21 protein-coding genes are annotated in these 19,473 nt (G+C 35.7%); 13 read left to right on the top strand and 8 right to left on the bottom strand.

The features are described 5' to 3' along the window. Positions 1-13: 13 nt before the first annotated feature. A complete protein-coding gene (gene zapB, locus A9G31_RS05260) occupies positions 14-259 on the bottom strand; it encodes a cell division protein ZapB (protein ID WP_065560759.1) in 246 nt (81 codons plus the stop codon). Between the two features lie 100 nt (positions 260-359). Here zapB and tpiA point away from each other — a divergent pair, with 100 nt between their 5' ends. Further along, positions 360-1,124 (top strand): triose-phosphate isomerase, encoded by a 765-nt coding sequence (tpiA, locus tag A9G31_RS05255; RefSeq protein WP_065560758.1) that lies wholly within the window; start codon positions 360-362, stop codon positions 1,122-1,124. 72 nt (positions 1,125-1,196) lie between these two features. Here tpiA and A9G31_RS05250 read toward each other — a convergent pair whose 3' ends face one another. Further along, positions 1,197-1,424, bottom strand: a complete 228-nt coding sequence (locus A9G31_RS05250; protein ID WP_065560757.1) for a helix-turn-helix domain-containing protein — start codon at positions 1,422-1,424, stop codon at positions 1,197-1,199. A 151-nt stretch (positions 1,425-1,575) separates the two neighbouring features. Here A9G31_RS05250 and A9G31_RS05240 point away from each other — a divergent pair, with 151 nt between their 5' ends. The 8 genes from A9G31_RS05240 (at position 1,576) to A9G31_RS05205 (ending at position 10,016) form a co-directional block, all read left to right on the top strand. Further along, a complete protein-coding gene (locus A9G31_RS05240; RefSeq protein WP_065560755.1) occupies positions 1,576-2,265 on the top strand; it encodes a LexA family transcriptional regulator in 690 nt (229 codons plus the stop codon). Positions 2,266-2,545: 280 nt separating this feature from the next. Beyond that, positions 2,546-3,667, top strand: a complete 1,122-nt coding sequence (gene mnmA / locus A9G31_RS05235) for a tRNA 2-thiouridine(34) synthase MnmA (protein WP_065560770.1) — start codon at positions 2,546-2,548, stop codon at positions 3,665-3,667. A 1-nt stretch (position 3,668) separates the two neighbouring features. Further along, entirely contained in the window at positions 3,669-4,316 is a 648-nt protein-coding gene (hflD, locus tag A9G31_RS05230; RefSeq protein WP_176700357.1) for a high frequency lysogenization protein HflD, read from the top strand. A gap of 48 nt (positions 4,317-4,364) precedes the next feature. Further along, positions 4,365-5,735 carry an adenylosuccinate lyase gene (gene purB / locus A9G31_RS05225; RefSeq protein WP_065560754.1) on the top strand — a complete coding sequence of 457 codons (1,371 nt, stop codon included), beginning with the start codon at positions 4,365-4,367 and terminating at the stop codon, positions 5,733-5,735. 135 nt (positions 5,736-5,870) lie between these two features. Beyond that, positions 5,871-6,791, top strand: coding sequence for a hydroxymethylbilane synthase (gene hemC / locus A9G31_RS05220; RefSeq protein ID WP_065560753.1), 921 nt, complete (start codon positions 5,871-5,873; stop codon positions 6,789-6,791). Then, a complete protein-coding gene (locus A9G31_RS05215; protein ID WP_065560752.1) occupies positions 6,788-7,531 on the top strand; it encodes a uroporphyrinogen-III synthase in 744 nt (247 codons plus the stop codon). Before hemC ends, A9G31_RS05215 begins: the two co-directional genes overlap by 4 nt. A 99-nt stretch (positions 7,532-7,630) precedes the next feature. Further along, the gene (locus A9G31_RS05210) at positions 7,631-9,106 is read left to right on the top strand and encodes a uroporphyrinogen-III C-methyltransferase (RefSeq protein ID WP_065560751.1); all 1,476 of its coding nucleotides are present in this window, start codon (positions 7,631-7,633) and stop codon (positions 9,104-9,106) included. 10 nt (positions 9,107-9,116) lie between these two features. Continuing rightward, positions 9,117-10,016, top strand: a complete 900-nt coding sequence (locus tag A9G31_RS05205) for a heme biosynthesis HemY N-terminal domain-containing protein (protein ID WP_065560750.1) — start codon at positions 9,117-9,119, stop codon at positions 10,014-10,016. Positions 10,017-10,106: 90 nt separating this feature from the next. Here the strand turns inward: A9G31_RS05205 and A9G31_RS05200 are convergent, their stop codons facing one another. Next, the gene (locus tag A9G31_RS05200) at positions 10,107-10,430 is read right to left on the bottom strand and encodes an AzlD domain-containing protein (RefSeq protein ID WP_065560749.1); all 324 of its coding nucleotides are present in this window, start codon (positions 10,428-10,430) and stop codon (positions 10,107-10,109) included. After that, positions 10,417-11,121 carry an AzlC family ABC transporter permease gene (locus A9G31_RS05195; RefSeq protein WP_065560748.1) on the bottom strand — a complete coding sequence of 235 codons (705 nt, stop codon included), beginning with the start codon at positions 11,119-11,121 and terminating at the stop codon, positions 10,417-10,419. Before A9G31_RS05195 ends, A9G31_RS05200 begins: the two co-directional genes overlap by 14 nt. 194 nt (positions 11,122-11,315) lie before the next feature. On the opposite strand from A9G31_RS05195, the gene gmk reads away from it, so the two are divergent. Further along, positions 11,316-11,939 carry a guanylate kinase gene (gmk, locus tag A9G31_RS05190; protein ID WP_065560747.1) on the top strand — a complete coding sequence of 208 codons (624 nt, stop codon included), beginning with the start codon at positions 11,316-11,318 and terminating at the stop codon, positions 11,937-11,939. Positions 11,940-11,993: 54 nt separating this feature from the next. On the opposite strand, the gene gloA is transcribed toward gmk, so the two are convergent. After that, positions 11,994-12,401, bottom strand: a complete 408-nt coding sequence (gene gloA / locus A9G31_RS05185; protein WP_065560746.1) for a lactoylglutathione lyase — start codon at positions 12,399-12,401, stop codon at positions 11,994-11,996. A 224-nt stretch (positions 12,402-12,625) separates the two neighbouring features. Continuing rightward, the gene (locus A9G31_RS05180; protein ID WP_065560745.1) at positions 12,626-13,126 is read right to left on the bottom strand and encodes a glycine zipper 2TM domain-containing protein; all 501 of its coding nucleotides are present in this window, start codon (positions 13,124-13,126) and stop codon (positions 12,626-12,628) included. Between the two features lie 167 nt (positions 13,127-13,293). Here A9G31_RS05180 and A9G31_RS05175 point away from each other — a divergent pair, with 167 nt between their 5' ends. From A9G31_RS05175 to pgm, 3 genes are all read left to right on the top strand, one after another. Continuing rightward, positions 13,294-13,479: a hypothetical protein gene (locus A9G31_RS05175; protein ID WP_065560744.1), complete on the top strand. Its 186-nt coding sequence runs from the start codon at positions 13,294-13,296 to the stop codon at positions 13,477-13,479. A 22-nt stretch (positions 13,480-13,501) separates the two neighbouring features. Then, positions 13,502-14,005 (top strand): hypothetical protein, encoded by a 504-nt coding sequence (locus A9G31_RS05170; protein WP_065560743.1) that lies wholly within the window; start codon positions 13,502-13,504, stop codon positions 14,003-14,005. Positions 14,006-14,105: 100 nt separating this feature from the next. Further along, entirely contained in the window at positions 14,106-15,743 is a 1,638-nt protein-coding gene (gene pgm / locus A9G31_RS05165; RefSeq protein WP_065560742.1) for a phosphoglucomutase (alpha-D-glucose-1,6-bisphosphate-dependent), read from the top strand. Positions 15,744-16,151: 408 nt separating this feature from the next. On the opposite strand, the gene A9G31_RS05160 is transcribed toward pgm, so the two are convergent. Together A9G31_RS05160 and A9G31_RS11780 are read right to left on the bottom strand one after the other, a co-directional pair. Then, positions 16,152-17,525 carry a hypothetical protein gene (locus tag A9G31_RS05160; RefSeq protein ID WP_141671386.1) on the bottom strand — a complete coding sequence of 458 codons (1,374 nt, stop codon included), beginning with the start codon at positions 17,523-17,525 and terminating at the stop codon, positions 16,152-16,154. An 840-nt stretch (positions 17,526-18,365) separates the two neighbouring features. Next, on the bottom strand, positions 18,366-19,473 hold a 1,108-nt coding region (locus tag A9G31_RS11780), incomplete at its 5' end, for a hypothetical protein (protein ID WP_065560740.1).

The raw sequence follows: 19,473 nt of genomic DNA, 5'->3' as shown, positions 1-19,473 counted from the left end.
AAAGTCGAATCAATTATTGTGTAATTTCACCAATTTTACTTAATAAAGTTTGAATACGTTGTTGCCATACTTGCTGATCTTGTTTTAGCTTTTCATTTTCGTCACGTAGTGCTTTCATTTCATCAGAACTATCATTAATTAATTGCTCTAACTCCTGATTACCTTTTTTCAAGGTTGCAATCTCTTGTTGTAATGTATTGATAGTATTTATAGTATGTTGGATTCGACTTTCTAATTGATTTAGTATTTCTAATGACATATTTTTCCTCAAGCTCAAATTATTTGGTGTATAATGCTAATCATTATACCGAATTCATTCTAAAATCAACACCTTTTTAAATCTTAAGTTGGAGAAAATTATGCGAAAACCTCTCGTTATGGGTAACTGGAAACTAAATGGTAGTTTGGATATGGCTAAAAACTTAGTCGCAGGACTAAAAAATGAGCTATCAAACGACACAGCATGTGATATTGCAATTGCACCGCCTGTTGTATACCTTGACTTTGTAAAACACCAATTAGGTGGATCTAATATTATTTTAGGAGCACAAGATGTAGGTATTAATTTATCAGGTGCTTTTACTGGTGAAGTATCAGTGAACATGTTAAAAGAAATTGGTGTGACTCATATTATTATTGGACATTCTGAACGCCGAACTTATCACAAAGAATCTGATGAATTTATTGCTAAAAAATTTGGTGTAATTAAAGAAGCTGGTCTAGTGCCTGTATTATGTATTGGCGAAACCGAAGCAGAAAACGAAACAGGTCAAACACAAGCTGTTTGCGCACGTCAAATTGATGCAGTAATAAAAGCACTTGGTGTTCAAGCATTTAACGGTGCGGTTATTGCGTATGAACCAATCTGGGCTATTGGAACTGGCAAATCTGCAACTCCTGCACAAGCACAAGCTGTTCATAAATTCATTCGTGATCATATTGCTAAACAAGATGCAAAAGTAGCACAACAAGTAACCATCCAATATGGTGGTTCAGTTAATGATAAAAATGCGGCAGAACTATTTACTCAACCCGATATTGATGGCGCATTAGTTGGTGGTGCATCGTTAAAAGCTGACGCTTTTGCAGCAATTGTTAAAGCGGCAGAACAAGCTAAAAAATAACACTTAAATGTGTCGAATAACAAAATAAAAAAGACGCTGAATTCAGCGTCTTTTTTATTCTTTAAATTAGTATCATTTCTTATCTTTTGCAGGGTAACGTGAAGGCCAAATTTGTTCAACAGATACTTGTAAATAATCAGAAATAATTCTTTCATACTTAGGACAATGACGATATAGCGCATTTCTTAAAGTATCTGCCTGCAAACCACTAGCTCTCGACAATGCTCTTAAACTTCCGCCTCTAATTTTTATTTCGCCTACAACTCTAGATGGCGCCCAGTCTTGATCTTGCTCTCTCATTATGAGATCCTCTATTGGTTAAAATTTGCTATTGTAAAGATTATCGGTATTACAATGTTTAGAAAGATAAGAAATCATATAGCAAAGAATACCACAGAAAAAAACGAATTAAAACAACAAAAGCACAAAAAATCATGGAATGGAATAAAAAATGACAGAAAACAGAGAAAAAAAACAAAACACTGAAGAAAAAACACAAATTCTAACTAACACAGGAGTCATTAATTTTCGGAACAGATTAGGCATGCTATTAGAAGGTGTCTCAGGCAATGCTTTTGCTAAAAAAGTCGGCATGTCTGAAGCAGTTATACGAGATTACTTATCAGGTAAAACCTACCCATCATTAAATAGGTTAGCTATTATAGCTCAAAAATGTGATGTACCTATTGAATGGTTAGTAACAGGTAAAGGAGATTGTCGATTATTGTCAGAATCAGAAGTTCAAGGCACTCTAAACGTTCCATTCTACCATTTAAACGATACGGTAAAAACTTACTCCACAATCAAATCAATTCCATTTGATATTACCTTGATAAAACACCAAGGATGCAACCAAGAAGACTTAGTCGCCATATGGGCTAAAGGTGATAGCATGGAACCAACGATGTCAAACAATGATATTCTTATTATCAATAAAGCGCATTGCAAACCGATAGATGGCTATTTGTATGCTGTTGAATATGCGGATCAAATTAGTATTAAACGCATTCAAAATCAAGGAACAAACTTAGCATTACTTTGCGATAACCCTAAGTACCCAACAATTATTGGGGATAAGCATGGACCACAAGAATTTAAAATTATTGGACATGTCGTTTATCTTCTAAAAGATCTTAACTAAAACTTGTTTATTCTTTAAATAATTACAGCTTTATCAGCCTGACTGGTAAAGCTGTTTTGGTTCTATTAGATCCCTCGTTTTTTTCTATGAATACAAATGTAAAAAAATATGTCAAAAAGTTTCCGGTAACTATGTGTTTATGCATAAAATAAACACAAAACTATCACAATAAATAAATTAACTTAACGATCGTTGTCAGCATACCCTTATGCTTTTTTCGCTAATTATGTTAAAATTAGCACTAAAATTTTTATTAGTTTTACCTATTAATATAATTATTATGCCAAATATAAACACTCGAAAAAAAGTCGTTGTCGGTATGTCTGGTGGCGTTGATTCTTCTGTTTCTGCTTATTTATTACAACAACAAGGATACGATGTTGTTGGATTATTTATGAAAAATTGGGAAGAAGACGACACAGAGGAATATTGTTCAGCCGCTGTTGACTTAGCCGATGCGCAAGCAGTTTGTGATAAGTTAAATATTAAATTACACACAGTTAATTTTGCTGCCGAATATTGGGACAACGTGTTTGAGCACTTTTTATCGGAATACAAAGCAGGCCGAACACCAAACCCTGATATTTTATGTAATAAAGAAATAAAATTTAAGGCTTTTTTAGAATATGCGGCCGAAGATCTTGGCGCAGACTTTATTGCCACAGGACATTACGTCCGTAAACGTCAAACAGGTGATAAAGTAGAATTATTACGAGGGATCGACAATAACAAAGATCAAAGCTACTTTCTTTACACCCTTAGCAAAGCACAAGTAAGCCAAAGCTTATTTCCAGTTGGTGAACTCGAAAAACCAGAAGTGCGAAAAATTGCACAACAACTTGGTTTAGCAACCGCAGCTAAAAAAGACTCAACTGGCATCTGCTTTATTGGTGAACGTAAATTTAGTGACTTTTTAGCACGATATTTACCCGCTCAAGCAGGTAACATTCGTACCGTTGATGGTGAAGTTATCGGCCAGCATCAAGGTTTAATGTATCACACATTGGGGCAACGCAAAGGGCTTGGAATTGGTGGCTTAAAACAAGCTGACGACACACCATGGTATGTTGTTGACAAAGATCTTACCAATAACGAATTGATTGTGGCACAAGGCCATGATCATCCAGCACTCCTTTCTGAAGGATTAATTGCTCAACAACTTCATTGGGTTGATCGTAAAGTGGTAACAAAACCATTTAGCTGTACTGTAAAAACACGTTATCGTCAGCAAGACATAGCCTGCCAAGTAATACCATTAGCCGATGACAAAATTAAAGTCATATTTGATAATCCTGTTGTAGCTGTAACACCTGGTCAATCTGCTGTCTTTTATAAAGATGAAGTATGTCTTGGTGGTGGTATTATAGAAGATCGAATCACAAGCAATAAGGGGGAGTCCTAACGTGAATAATAAATACCACCATATTGCTATTGCCCTTGCTGGCGCGGCACAAAGTGCAATACTGGTACCGCAACTTGCAAACACAGGCGTTTGTAATGTTACACTGTATGAACAAGCAATAAAAAGCTTGTTTAAAACCTCGCCAAAAACAACCGATGATGTTTATGATGGTATTGAAAATATCAAGACAGGATTACAAACAGTAATACAACTATTATCGTCAGGGCAGAAAGAACAAGTTCAAATTATTCGTTACCTGTTTGGTACAATTGGTATCACTAACAAATTATTAAAAAATAATGATGCATTAAATAAGATTGACCAACGATTAAAACGCATTTCAGGACTTTATCTAGACATAAATGATGAAACTGTTAGTACTAATATTGATGATCTGTCCTATTCATTAGCCGGAATTTATTCTGATATTATCAGCCCAATATCAACAAAAATAAAAGTTGTTGGCAAAATCGAATTTTTACAAAACACATTAGTACAAGCAAAAGTAAGAACAGCCCTTTTGGGATGTGTTCGATCAGCTATTTTATGGTACCAAGTTGGTGGAAATCGTTTTCAGTTTCTTTTTTGCCGTAAACGAATTTGCAAAGCAGCACAAGAACTATTAGACCAAATTAATCGCGCAAACTAATTTGCACTTTATAATTGATATTTCAAATATTGTAACGGAGTAAAACCGATGGAATTATCTGCACTCACTGCCCTTTCACCAATTGACGGGCGTTATGGTGAAAAAACCACAGAGTTACGCACCATTTTTAGCGAATATGGTTTATTAAAATACCGCGTTCAGGTCGAGGTTTGTTGGCTACAAAAATTAGCTTCACAAGCAGATATTTTAGAGGTTCCAACATTAAGTCAATCAGCTATTAATCATCTTAATCAAATTGTAGACCAATTTAGTGTGCAAGATGCAAGTCGCATTAAAGAAATCGAAAGAACTACTAATCACGATGTTAAAGCTGTAGAATATTTTCTAAAAGAAAAAGTGAGTACTCATGAAGAATTACACGCCATTAATGAGTTTATCCATTTTGCTTGCACATCAGAGGACATTAACAACCTATCTTATGCGTTAATGCTAAAAACAGCTAGAGAAGCTGTCTTAGTGCCATATTGGAATAAACTCATTGATAAAATCACCTCACAAGCTATCGCTTATCGTGATTTACCACTACTATCAAGAACACATGGTCAACCTGCTACTCCATCAACCATAGGTAAAGAGTTTGCTAATGTAGCTTACCGCTTAAAGCGCCAATTACAACAACTAAAATCGGTTGAAATACTAGGTAAGATTAATGGCGCAACGGGAAATTATAATGCACATATGGTTGCTTATCCGCAAGTGAACTGGCATAAATTTAGTGAAGATTTTGTTAGCTCGCTAGGACTAAAATGGAATCCTTATACCACCCAAATTGAACCACATGACTACATTGCCGAATTCTTTGATTGTGTAGCACGTTTTAATACCATTATGATAGACTTTGATCGAGATATTTGGGGATATATTTCACTAAATCACTTTAAACAAAAAACTATTGCTGGCGAGATCGGATCTTCAACCATGCCACACAAAGTTAATCCTATCGACTTCGAAAATTCAGAGGGCAACTTAGGGATTGCCAATGCAATTATGAACCATTTAGGTAGCAAATTACCTATTTCCCGTTGGCAACGTGATTTGACCGATTCTACAGTGTTGCGTAATCTAGGTGTAGGTATTGGTTATGCCATTATAGCTTATCAATCAACCCTAAAAGGATTAAACAAACTCGAAGTCAACCAAGACCACTTACTTGAAGAACTTAATCGCAACTGGGAAGTATTAGCCGAGCCAATTCAAACAGTAATGCGCCGTTATGGTATCGAAAAACCTTACGAAAAATTAAAAGAATTAACTCGAGGCAAACGAGTTGATGCAAAAGGTATGCAAGAATTTATTGACTCATTAGATCTACCTGAAAGTGAAAAAACACGACTAAAACAGTTAACACCAGCTAACTATATAGGTTATGCCGTTAGTTTTGTTGACAATTTAGAATAAAGCTTAAATTCAAATAGCCTGATGCAGGTCACACTATATCAGGCAATATTGACTCTCTGGTGATCACATTAATCACACCAACGTACAAGTTACGCATTAAATATAAATCACCTAAACCAAAAATAGGGAAATGAATTGAACATTCGTATTGCAACTCGTAAAAGCCCATTAGCGTTATGGCAAGCAAATTTTGTTAAACAACAAATTTTAGCTAATCACCCAAATTTGACAGTGGAATTAATTCCCATGGTAACTAAAGGTGATGTATTGCTAGACAGTCCTTTATCGAAAATTGGAGGTAAAGGGCTTTTTGTAAAACAACTAGAACAAGCAATATTAAATAACGAAGCGGATATTGCTGTCCATTCAATAAAAGACATCCCTGCTGAGTTTCCTGAAGGATTAACATTAGCCACAATTTGCAAGCGAGATGATGTACGTGATAGCTTCATTTCAAATAAATATTCAAATATAGATGAGCTACCCAATGGTGCGATAATTGGTACATCAAGTTTACGACGTCAATGTCAATTACGAGCAAAATATCCCCATTTACAAATTAAAGATCTTCGTGGCAATGTTGGCACTCGTTTAGCTAAATTGGATAATAAACAATACGATGCCATCATACTAGCCTCAGCGGGTTTAAAACGTTTAGCATTAGAAGACAGAATCAAACAATATATTGATACAAACTTAATTTTACCTGCTGTCGGACAAGGTGCTATTGGTATTGAAACTCGATCAGATGATAAGCAAATATTAGAGATTCTTTCAGTGCTTGATGACAAACATAGCCGAGTTTGTATTGAAGCAGAAAGAGCAATGAATAAAGCTTTACAAGGTGGATGCCAAGTACCTATTGCTTGTTATAGCCAATTAAATAACAATATTTTGTCATTACAAGGGCTTGTTGGACGCATTGACGGTTCTAAAATAATCAAAGTGGCATTAGAAGGCAGTATAACTGAAGCCGAAAAGTTAGGACAAGAATTAGCAAAACGCTTATTAGATCAAGGTGCGAAAACAATATTAAAGGAATTAAATGGCGGATGATTTATGTAACTAGACCCTCTCCGGAGGGTGAAATCCTTACCCAACTATTTGCTCAAGCAAACTTGCCTGTACAACATCTCCCTTTTTTTACTATTTCACAAGGCAATGACCTACTAAATTTACAACAACAACTGAATAAACTTTTACCTAACGATATTGTGATCGTTGTTTCACCACAAGTTACACACGTTATTAAAGCCTATATTGGCAATCTAATATTACCAACTAATGTTCGATATTACGCAATAGGAAAAAAGTCAGCACAACTATTTAACCAACTCACCACAACTAAAGTCAATTATCCAGAACAAGAAGACAGCGAAGGATTATTGATAAAACTACAGCAAGAATCTGTACAAAATCATACTGTTTTAATTTTATGCGGTAATTCAGGTCGGCAATTATTAGCTCAAACACTAACAAATCGAAAAGCCAAAGTAAAATCAATAACGTGTTACTGCCGTGAGCCAATCACCTATCCGCCAAAGATATTATCTAGTAATATTGAAAATCAAATCATCATTATTACTAGTCTAGAACACTTAATCCAACTTGAATTATATAGTAATCTTAAACATAAAATGCATGCTAATCTTATAGTAACAAGCCAACGAATTTTTACAAAAGCGAAACAACTTAATTGGCAAAAAGTTCAACTAGTGAATAGTGTGAATAATCAAAAAATTTTTAACGCTGTAACCATAAATTATGCTATAACCGATAATATAGATAACCGATGATAGTTGCTGATTAAGACAATAATTAAAATTTATTTAAAACAATGTTAACTCTATGTCATAATGCAACATAAATTTCTAGAAATCTAAATGAGGTTATTTATGCCACCAAAATATTACGGTGCCAATGCAACACTTTCAACAATAAACACAACTTCGTTTAGTCAAACAACGATAACAACGGTTCAAAATGAAGCGAATAACACTATGAAAGAAGATAAAAAAAATCAAAAAAGCACTCAACCTAATCCAACAGTGGAATCTAAAGCTCAACCTAAAAACAGTAATAACGGTAACACCAATACCACAAGCAAATCACCTGTTTCAAAACTATCAATAATTGCTATAGCATTGACCGTTTGCTTAGGTGGTTTAGGTTTTTATTATGGCCAACAGGAAATTAAAAACCAAAAAAAAACCATCTCAATATTACAAACTGAACTGGCCAATTTAAAACAAACAACCAAGCAGAGTATAACAAACGATTTACAAAGTAGTATTACCAACGCAGTTAATAAACAAAACCAGCAATTCAATTCATTAGAACAGCGTATTGATCGTAAACTGAGTGATCAACAACAACTACAGCAACAATTAACAACTCAAATTAATGATTCACAAAAATTGACAGAACAAAGCTTACAAAATATCAATGAACGTTTAGCAGCAATGTCAACAAGCGATCACAATATTTGGTTAATTTCGCAAGCAAATTACTTAGTACATTTAGCTGGTCGCAAAATCTGGAATGACCAAGATTACACATCCGCACGATTACTACTAAAAAGTGCCGACGAAAGCCTAGCCCAAGCTAATGACCCAAGCCTACTACCAGCAAGACAGGCAATTAGTAAAGATATTAATTCACTTGCTCAAGTGAGTTTTACAGATACCGATGGCATTATAATAAATTTAATTGGTTTATCTGAATCGCTTACTGAATTACCTTTAGTGGGGAATTATAAAGACATCGATCTTGGCATGACCCAATATGCCGAAGATGCTACAAATTCAGATACCAATGATGCTCAAATAGAAGACGCTAATGCAACGAACAATCCACAAACAAATATTAGCAATACAACTAATGACACTAATAGTGATGTATCATCATCGGTTAACGATTGGTCTGCTAATTTATTAAGTAGCGCCAAAACTTTTATGGATAAATTTATCACCATTGAAAAACTTGATGATAAAGATACCAACTTTAAGGCTTGCTTAGAACAAGCTGGCAAAGACGAAAAACAAATTGTCAAATGCCAAATATTAAAAGCACCACTGAGTTTAGAACAGTCACTTTACTTGCGAGAAAACATCCGCTTCCGATTATTGATTGCAGCGCAAGCTGTACCAAGGCACCAAGAACTTATTTATCAACGTGCGTTAAACGATACTGCAATTTGGATTAATGCATATTTTGATGGTAATGCACCTAGTGTTAAAGCATTTATTAATGAACTTGAGAATTTACAAAATCAATCAATCAGCAATCAAAATGTGCCTGAAAGCCTAACTAGCATTGGCGAACTTGAAAAACTAATGCAAACCCGCGTTCGCTCAATGTTGACAAAATAGGAGAATAATAATGATAAAAATACTAATTATTTTCTTAGTACTAGTGGGTGGATTCTTTTTGGGACCATTATTACAAGGGCACCAAGGTTCAGCGGTATTTGAATTTGCCAAATATCGTGTCAGCATGTCATTTAATTCATTTATGATACTTGAATTAGTTGGTCTACTGTGTCTTTATTTAATCTATTGTTTGCTGAATAAAATTTTTAATTCTAAAACAGCATTAGGCAATTGGCTACGCTTAAAGTCACCAAAAAAATCGATAAAACGTATTGAACAAGCGCAAATGTTATTGCTTGAAGGTGATTATAAGCAAGCTGCTAAACTATTTATAAAAAGTGCCAAAGGGGCAAAAAATACCACTTTATCGTATTTACTTGCAGCACAAGCTCAAATTGATAATGATGAATTACTCCTAGCTAATCAGTCGCTACAGCAAGCTGCTAAAAGTTGCCAACCTAACGAATTATTTGCCTTTCAGCTAGTACAAATTAGATTACAACTAAAAAACCGCGAATACACAACTGCACGCATTACATTAGAGCAGCTACTAAATGAAAAACCTCGCAATACAGAAGTACTCAGATTAGCAGATCAACTTTATTATGAAATGGGTGATTATCAAGCGATTATTGACCTATTGCCTGCAATGTACAAAGCTAAAGTGTACAGCGAATCGCAACTAGATCAATTTAAACAAGCAGCCTATATTGGTCGAATTAAGCAACTATCGACTAATAGTGATGCACAAACACTAGTAAAATGGTGGCATAAACAACCAAGAGCCATTTTAAATAATATGGCTTATCAAAAAGCGATGGCCAATTATCTAACTCAACTAGGACAAGACAGCGAAGCTGATAAGATATTAAAATCGATTAGTAAACTTGAACAAAAAGAAAGAACATAAAAAAGAATATAACAAAAAAACAGGGCAACAGCCCTGTTTTAGTTTGAACTCACAATAATGGTTAAAAATTCAGTTATTGATTGATACAAATCAAATCATAAAATAGCGAATTAACGCCATAAAGCACATACCAGCAACCACAATACACATTAAATTCTTAGTCAAAAAGGCAACAATTGCGGTTGGAATTGTCGCTAAGCAATATTCCACATTAAAATCAGGAAATGTCCCCTCCTTTGCCACAAATAAATTTTGCACAAATAGTGCTGTTAAAATACATAAAGGTACATATGACAAAAATCGAATCACAACATTAGGTAACTGAAATTTGCGAACCAACATAAATGGAATCACTCTTGGCAACCAAGTTACTAACCCGCAACCTAAAATAATCAATAAACTATAAGTTGTCATGCTTTTTCTCCATTGCCATGCCCATAAAACAACCGCCAAACGTACTGATTAAAATAGCCATTTCAGGTGACACAAAACGCATTAAGAAAATTAGCAAAACAACAACCGTTAACATAGCTAAAAGTCGATTTTTAAGACTTTTGCTATTATCACTAATCAATTGCAAATAGAGCAAACCAATAAACATGGCGACTAAAGCATAATCTAAACCAAATTGTGTAGGATCAGGCAACCACTCTCCGATTAAAGCACCAATAAAACAAGAAAAAATCCAAGTAATATAAGCCGTTAAATTAAGGCCATGCATCCAAGCAGCATTAACTGGCACTTTATTTGTAATCGCATTTATTGCCACGGCAAAACTTTCGTCGGTCAATAAGCTACCAATACCAATATTATTTAATAACGATGCTTTGCGAAAAGCTGGAGCTGTTGCCATACTCATCAAAAAATGACGTGAATTAACTAAAAAAATAGTAAAAATAATAGCCGAAATAGGTGTAGCTACTATCATTAATCCAGCAATAATAAACTGCGCAGCGCCTGCATAAACAATAATAGCCAGTAATGTAATTTCGAGTACCGATAAATTTGCCGATTTACCCACAACACCGGCAGCAATACCAATACCGATATACCCCAATAGCGTTGGAATACAAGCATAAACTCCATCTTTAAATGATAATGGCATAGATATTCCTTAATAATAACAATATGCTATAGATTAATATTACCTATATTACAAATACATATTAATAATGACAAATTAAATAACTTAATTCACAATAAGCCATAATATATTGCCGAATTTTGCTATAATATCGCTTAACTAATATTGATGACAATCAAAATAACTTAATAACAATTAACGTGACAAATATATCTATGTATACAGGAACTCTATTTATCATTTCTGCACCAAGTGGTGCAGGCAAATCAAGTCTGATCCGAGCCTACCTAGCTCAAAAAAATCAACATCAAGCTAAAGTATCAATTTCGCATACTACGCGCAATCCTCGCCCAGGAGAAGAACATGGTGAACACTATTACTTTGTGGATCACAAACACTTTGAATCCTTAATTGATCAGCAAGCATTTGTCGAATATGCCAACGTATTTGACCACTATTACGGCACATCTAAAGCCGAAATAGAACAAAGCCTATCACAAGGAATTAATGTTTTTTTGGATATTGATTGGCAAGGTGCAAGACAAGTACGCGAAAAAATGCCACAAGCAAAAAGCATATTTATACTACCACCTTCGCTCAAAGAGCTTGAAAACCGCCTAGTTAAACGAGGGCAAGACGACAACCATGTGATTGCCAAAAGAATGCAAAAAGCCCGAGCTGAAATTTCGCATTATAACGAATATGATTATGTTATTATTAACGATGATTTTGACATCTCATTGAACGCCTTAAGTGCTATTATTACCACTGCCAGCCTTGAGCAATCAAAACAAGCTATCACCAATAAGCAATTATTAGTAGATTTGCTAGAAGAATAGTTCGAAATAAGATATAAAAAATATCGCCCCAAAACGGCGATATTTTTTATGAAATTAATTACCTAATGCTTTATCAGCCTGATCATTCTGGATCAACTCTAACTTATAGCCATCAGGATCCTCAACAAAAGCAATAATGGTTGAGCCACCTTTTACAAGCCCTGCTTCGCGCGTTACCTTGCCCCCAGCTTGTTTGACGTCATTACACATTTTAGCAACATCATCAACACCAATAGCGATATGACCAAACGCCGAACCATGATCGTATTTATCGGTACCCCAATTATAAGTTAACTCAATAACTGAGCTAGTTGTTTCATCACCATAACCAACAAATGCAAGTGAATATTTATATTCAGTGTTTTCACTAATTCTTAACACCCGCATTCCCATTACACGAGTATAAAAATCGATTGATCGCTGTAGATCGCCAACTCGAATCATAGTATGTAATATACGCATTACTTTATTATTCCTTTATAACGATTAATAATTTGTTTGAGTTTATACGTTAGTATTCAGACAGGCAAATTTTTGTTAAAGATTGCGTGATTAGAGGCGAAAGAAAAACGACAATAAATATTTTAGTCTAAATATTTGTAAAAACACTTCGCTCACCATCAAGATGAGCGAAAATTAATTGTTAATTATGGGCAATACAGCCAAAATAAAAAAAGAATTAATTATTATTTTCTTACACCACTATTATAACGTGGTGATGCACTAATTTGCTTACCGTTAGTAACTAAACGAACAGGTTGACCAGCATAAAAATCGTTAGCCGAACCTTTTTGTACAAGAACAATATTAGATCCGTTTTCTTGCTTGATTTCTAATTCAACAGCGCTAGCTTGACTAGATTTATTTTGAATAGCATCACCCAAAATCGCACCACCAATAGCACCAGTTGCAGTAGCTAACACACGACCCGTTCCATTACCAATAGTATTACCTAAAACGCCACCAATAACAGCACCACCAAGGCTTCCTGCTACACTTTCGCTTTTACCATCTGATGCGTTGGCTTGAATTTTAACTGCTCGCACTGACACAACGGTACCATAACTTACTTGCTGAACTTGCTTTGCTTGATCCGCTGTATAAACATCGCCAGAATAAACATCGCTATTGCTACATCCAGATAAAATTGCAGCTAAAATAGTTAATGTGACGATTTTTTTCATAATTTATTCCTCATATAATGATCGTATAAGCTTGCTATACTCTGTTTAGAATAATATTGTTTTAAAAAAACGACAATACCATTTTTCATTATTTTATCAATAGCCAATACAATTTATGCGTAAGTTGAGTTATACTCAGCACAAAAATTTATCAACTATGCAATGAATATATGAAACGGTTATTTTTTCAATTAATATTATCAGTTATGATAACTGCCTGTCATGATGCGAATCAAGCACCTAAAACAACCGATAACACTGTCATTGAACAGCCATCGAGTGATTGTTTAGATAACAAATCAGCCAATGATACGCATTTAGGCAAAATTCCTGCTTTAGGATGTCCCGTGAAATAATACTATAGGCACAAGTAACATAATGAAAACTATCGAAATCGACGAAGAATTATACCAATTTATTGCTGGTCAAACTAAACACATTGGTGAAGACGCATCGAGTATATTACGACGTTTATTGAACATAAACCAGTCTACATTAGCAAAAAAACAAGCTATCACACAAAATGAGAATCATTATCCCCTTTTTAATGACTTATTAACTAGCGATGCTTTTACCAACGAAAAATCTATTATTAGTCGCTTTATATTATTGCTTGGTGCACTACATAACTATAACCCAGCCTTATTTGCCATTGCCGCAACATCATTACATGGAAGCAAGCGACAATATTTAGCCAAAGATAAACAATTACTTGAAACATCAGGCAAAAACACCAAACCCCGCGAAATCATTGGCACGCCTTATTGGGTTATCAGCAACACTAACACCGCCAGAAAATTATATATTATTGAATCAATAATGAGTGACATGGGCATATCTGAAGCCATGATAAACCAAGTCACCAACGCTTTTTTACCTTAACAGGTTAAATAAAAATAAAAAAGCTAAAAACATGATATTAACTCAACAGATTCACGTTTTTAGCTATATAAAATATTATTTTATGAAAGAGGAGTAAAAAATGGCCAAGCAAAGCCGCGCAGGAATGTTAGCTCAACCATCGGATCTTATCAACGTTGAAACATTACGCAATAACTATTACCAAATCCAACCTGATACGGATAATGCTAGCCAATTAGTCATTTTTGGTACATCAGGTCATCGCGGAAGCTCAAACAAAGGCACATTTAATGAAGCACATATATTAGCCGTTGCTCAAGCAATTGCCGAATACCGTAAAGCAAACAACATTACAGGCCCTTGCTTTATTGGTCAAGACACCCATGCCTTATCAGAACTTGCCTTAAAATCGGTGCTTGAAGTTTTTGTCGCCAATGAGCAAACCGTGGTTATGGCTCGTGATTGGGGTTATACGCCAACGCCTGTGATTTCGCATGCCATTTTAACTTACAATCAAAATAAACAATCACAGCTATCAGACGGCATTGTTATCACTCCATCGCATAATCCACCAGAAGATGGCGGAATAAAATACAACCCAACCAATGGCGGACCTGCGGATACTGACATCACCAAACAAATTGAAAACCGCGCCAACGAATTACTGAAAAACAAACTCAATGGTGTAAAACGTGTTACTTTAGACAAGGCGTTAAATTCAAATTACATCCACAGCAAAGAATACGAAACCGACTATATCAACGATCTTGAAAACATCTTAGATCTCTCTCTTATCAAATCATCATCGCTTAAAATCGGTGTTGACCCATTGGGTGGTGCTGGTATCACCTATTGGCCACGCATTGCCGAAAAGTATGGCATCAACCTTAATATAGTTAATAACAAAATCGATCCAACTTTCAGCTTTATGCATCTAGATCATGACGAAGTTATTCGTATGGACTGCTCAAGCCGTTGGGCTATGGCTGGGTTATTAAAATTAAAAGATCAATTTGATTTAGCCTTTGGTAATGATACCGACTTTGATCGTCATGGCATTGTGACACCAAAAGGGCTAATGAACCCAAATGCCTACCTTTCAACCTGTGTTAATTACTTGTTCCAAAACCGTCCACAATGGCACAAGGATATTGCTATTGGTAAAACACTCGTCACAAGCTCAATGATCGACCGAGTTGCAAATAGCTTAAACAAACAGTACTTAGAATACCCAGTTGGTTTTAAATGGTATGCCGATGGGCTTTACAATGGAAAACTTGGATTTGCAGGCGAAGAAAGCGCAGGTGCATCGTTTTTAAGAACGAATGGTAAAGTATGGTCTACCGACAAAGATGGCATTATTTTATGTCTGCTTGCTGCCGAAATGACGGCTAAACTAGACAAAAACCCACAAGAACAGTACCAAGAACTTGAAGATAAATTTGGTATTTCTTATTATGGACGAATCCAAGCGCCAGCCTCGTTTAGTGAAAAACAAAAACTAGCCAAACTTGATGCTAGCCAACTAACCACCGACAACTTAGCGGGTGAAAAAATCACTCAATGTTTAACCACTGCACCAGCTAACAATGCTGCAATTGGTGGGCTTAAAGTGATAACCAAAAACGGCTGGTTTGCCGCTCGCCCATCAGGAACAGAAGATGCTTACAAAATTTATGCAGAAAGCTTTATAAGTAACGAGCATTTAAATACGCTACAGCAAGAGGCGCAAGAAATTGTAGCAAAAGCGATTAAATAACCGAAAAAAACAAACGCAATAAAAAGCAGCAACTATTTGGTTGCTGTTTTTTCACATAATCCTTTTATTAGAAAGATATCAAAACAAACACACAAATAAAATCAATATGTTTTCTGAACAATTTTAAGCTAAAGCGGTGGAATTTTTTATATAAACAGCTCAGATAGCATACTGATTTTATTAAAGCTTTTAAGTGAAAATCAAATAACTATTGGTTGATTTTTTTATTGTGGTGAATTAAAAAAATGCTTTTGCACTTTATGCAAAAGCGTAAGCCTTCAGTATTGCTAGTCGAACCGCTTTTTTTGCTTTCAATCATTAAAGTACCCAGACAGCAAACTTTTCCTATTGGGACTTATCTTTACGTTGGTTTTGTCTTTTATTAACACCATAACTCCTATCTACACCTTACAAAGCACTAAAAACACAAACAGCCGCAGTACTGACAGTACCACCCTTCCAGATAGAACGACCTGTTGGGCTTATCTCGTGCCAATAAATTATATTATCATGGAGATCTTTTTTCCTGTCACTTGACCAAAAAGAGGAGCCAAAACCCCCATCAATGTAATTATGCAAAGGTCCCCACTCTGTAAGAAATCCAGCTCCTATTCGGCGTTGATAATGTTTATAACTTGAAGACGGTTTTGCTCCACGTCCAGATTCACCTTCATTAGTCAAATCACTTGTCTGTGAAAGACGATAACCTATACTATTACACCAAGATTCTTGATTAGAAGCTATATCTTTTTTATTTCGACTAACAAACCATTTCCTTAATTGAAATCCATATTTTAATACATTACCACGACTATCCTTACCCACTAATTCAAACGTCTGTGGTAAACTTGGCTTTGAAATTATACTAGGACTGTCGGACTGTTTTTGGCTAATGCTTGCTGCTGGCCCTGTTAACTTAACGCGTGCTACGACTTTCCTTCTATCAGCATTAGGAATCCATCCATCACTAGCTACAAGATTTGTTACCGTAGCAGTTATTCCCTCCAGAGTAACAGGTTCCCAAGTCAACTGACCAGCGTCTACTCCACCTATGATGAAATCAAAATATAAATTATCAGCTCCCGTTGTCGGAAAATTTTGATTGTATGAGTTTGGATAGGTTGATTGAACTAAAAATCCTTTTTTGTTATTCCATATATCAGCTGGACCAGCTTGTAAAGCATTACCCCAATACAGATTCGGCCTTACAAAACAAATGATTGGTGCTGCCTTCGGTTTGATGTAATATACTACAGTACGACCTTTAAAAGTGCTGGTGTTTGGTATACCGTAATTAGTGCTTATACTACCATCCGTACTACTTAATTCCACTTTATAAGGCGACTTACAAATATCTAAAACATCACTACGATTAACTGCTTGACCATCTCTATCAATTATCCTGAGCGTTATACTTCCTTTTATTTCAACTCCATTACCACCTTCGCCATCACCATCATCATCCTTCCAATAATGATAACGTTTCACTAAGCTATCTATACTCACTGAATTGGTTGCTGCTTGTACCATCATATCAATATCAGCAAAACTTTGGCCTTCTACGGGTAACTCAATTGGCTTTATAAACGAGGAACTATTAATTTCTGGTGTGATTTTACTACCATCCGATAATGTAATAGCCAATAGCTCATTAGTAGTTATAGCCTTAGTTCGACCTTCGTCAAAGGTTAAATAAGGTGCACTACCTTGTATAACACCGCTTGTATGAGCCGTTAGTGCTTGAGAGTTCGATGAATACGATAATAACAGCAACGGAGTCAAGGGCAATACGCTCGAGAATGTAAAAATGAATTTTAGTCGCGGTATAAACAAATCTGCTAATTTTCCTAAAGAAATATCAGTTTGTAAGAATTTTTGATAATTTAGAGATTTAAGAGAATTTAAGATATAGGCCTGTCTATTCTTGTTCCTACGACAATAATCCATTATATTTCACCTATTAACGAATGTTCCATTTCATTTTTATTCACTTATTAAATAAGCTGATTTTCTATTACCAGTAAAAGTGTAATCTTTTGTGAAAATTTTGGCAAGTTTTCTTGATAATTTCTTAATTAAAATATGGTGTTAAATTTAGGAGTTTTTAAGTTTTGTGGAATGATTAATATTGCTGATAACTTCTAAAACACAAACATACCCAACAGCCCATAACCTTACTTTGTTATCGGCATGCTTTGATGCTGTGATAAGGCAAGCATATTAGCATTGTGGTGCTATAAGTGTGTTTTTTGCTCTAAAATTGTTCAGGTAGGCTATTGATTTTATTGAAGCTTTTATTTGCGTTTCTAAATAAAATCAAACAATTATAGGCTAGTTTTTTATTACGTTGCATTTGGCTTTTTAATAAAAGCGCTTTTGTTATTTGATAATAGCTATTAATAACAGCTTGTTAATAACAGTCAGTTAATAGCAAAAGCGCAAGCTTGAAAATTGTATCGGTCGAAGCATTGTTTTGACTTTCAGTCATTAAAGCGCTAGGTTCACAGACTTTGCCTGCTCAGCGCCCCAACTTACGCGGGGGCTTTATTCTTTGTTATATTATCCTCTCAAGCACCGTAACCCCCTTCCGCTCCCTAAGGATTAAGAACTAAACGCTAAGAACTAAGGTGCGGTGCAAAGGCCATAGCGGGAGTAGCTGGCACTGTCGCTGTAGACGTTGCCGTTGTACGAGGTGACATAGAACTGATCGCTACCTGTCGCGTCAATCGTCCAGAAGCTGAAGTTGATGAAGCCCGCATCAGCGTAGCCGTACATGTAACCCCACTCCGTGAAAAATCCTGCCCCTATGTGACGCTGATACCTATTTCCTGATGAACTAGGGGCTGCGCCTAAATTGTTATAGTTTGAATTGGTTAAATCCCTTACCCGTGGCATTCGATAACCCAAACTTCTACACCATGCTAATTGATTAGAAGCGCTAGTTTGGTAACCACCCCGATTGACGAACCACTGCTTTAACTTAAATCCGTACCGAACCTCATTACCATTACTATCCCTACCCACCAACTCGAAGGTCTGTGGCAAAGATGGACGTGTAAGTGAACCAGGATTACTTGAGCTTATCTGACTACTACTTGCCCTTGGACCTGTTAATGTTACCCGTGTGTCTGAACCAACCCTACTCACCGTTGCTCCCAAACTACCTCTTGTGTTAACTGTCCAACTCAACTGACCTCCGTCAATACCACCTATGTCCAAATCAAAATACAATCCATCTGCTCCTGTTGTTGGAAAGTTTCTGTCGTAAGATGATGGGTTTGTTGACTGAACTAAAAAGCCCTTAGTAGGAGACCATATGTTAGCTGGGCCTGCGTAGCTGTTTGTGCCATAGGCTAGATTCGGCCTGACCGAACAAATAACTGGCTGTGACGGCAAAGTGATATAATAATCCACCGTCCCTCCGTAAAAACGACTACTATTTGGCACTCCATACTGTGTAGTTAAACTTCCCCTTGTACTATCTAAAGTGACCTTATAAGGCGCTTTACATATATCTAATGTATCACTACGATTAACCGTGCTACCGTTTTTATCCTTTATTGCTAACGATATACTCCCTGTTGCAGTAACACCATTTGTACCCTGTCCATCCCCATCATCATCTCCCCACTTCCCTTGGCTGATTAGACTATTTAAACTAATAGATGTTGCACCCGATGGCAATACCGTATGAATATCATTAAATGTATAATTTCCACTTGGTAACATT

Source organism: Gilliamella sp. Gris1-4 (genome assembly GCF_001690335.1).
Classification (GTDB): domain Bacteria; phylum Pseudomonadota; class Gammaproteobacteria; order Enterobacterales; family Orbaceae; genus Gilliamella; species Gilliamella apicola_P.
Note: the sequence above shows the minus strand (reverse complement) of the source record. Positions and strands in the feature narration are given on the sequence as shown.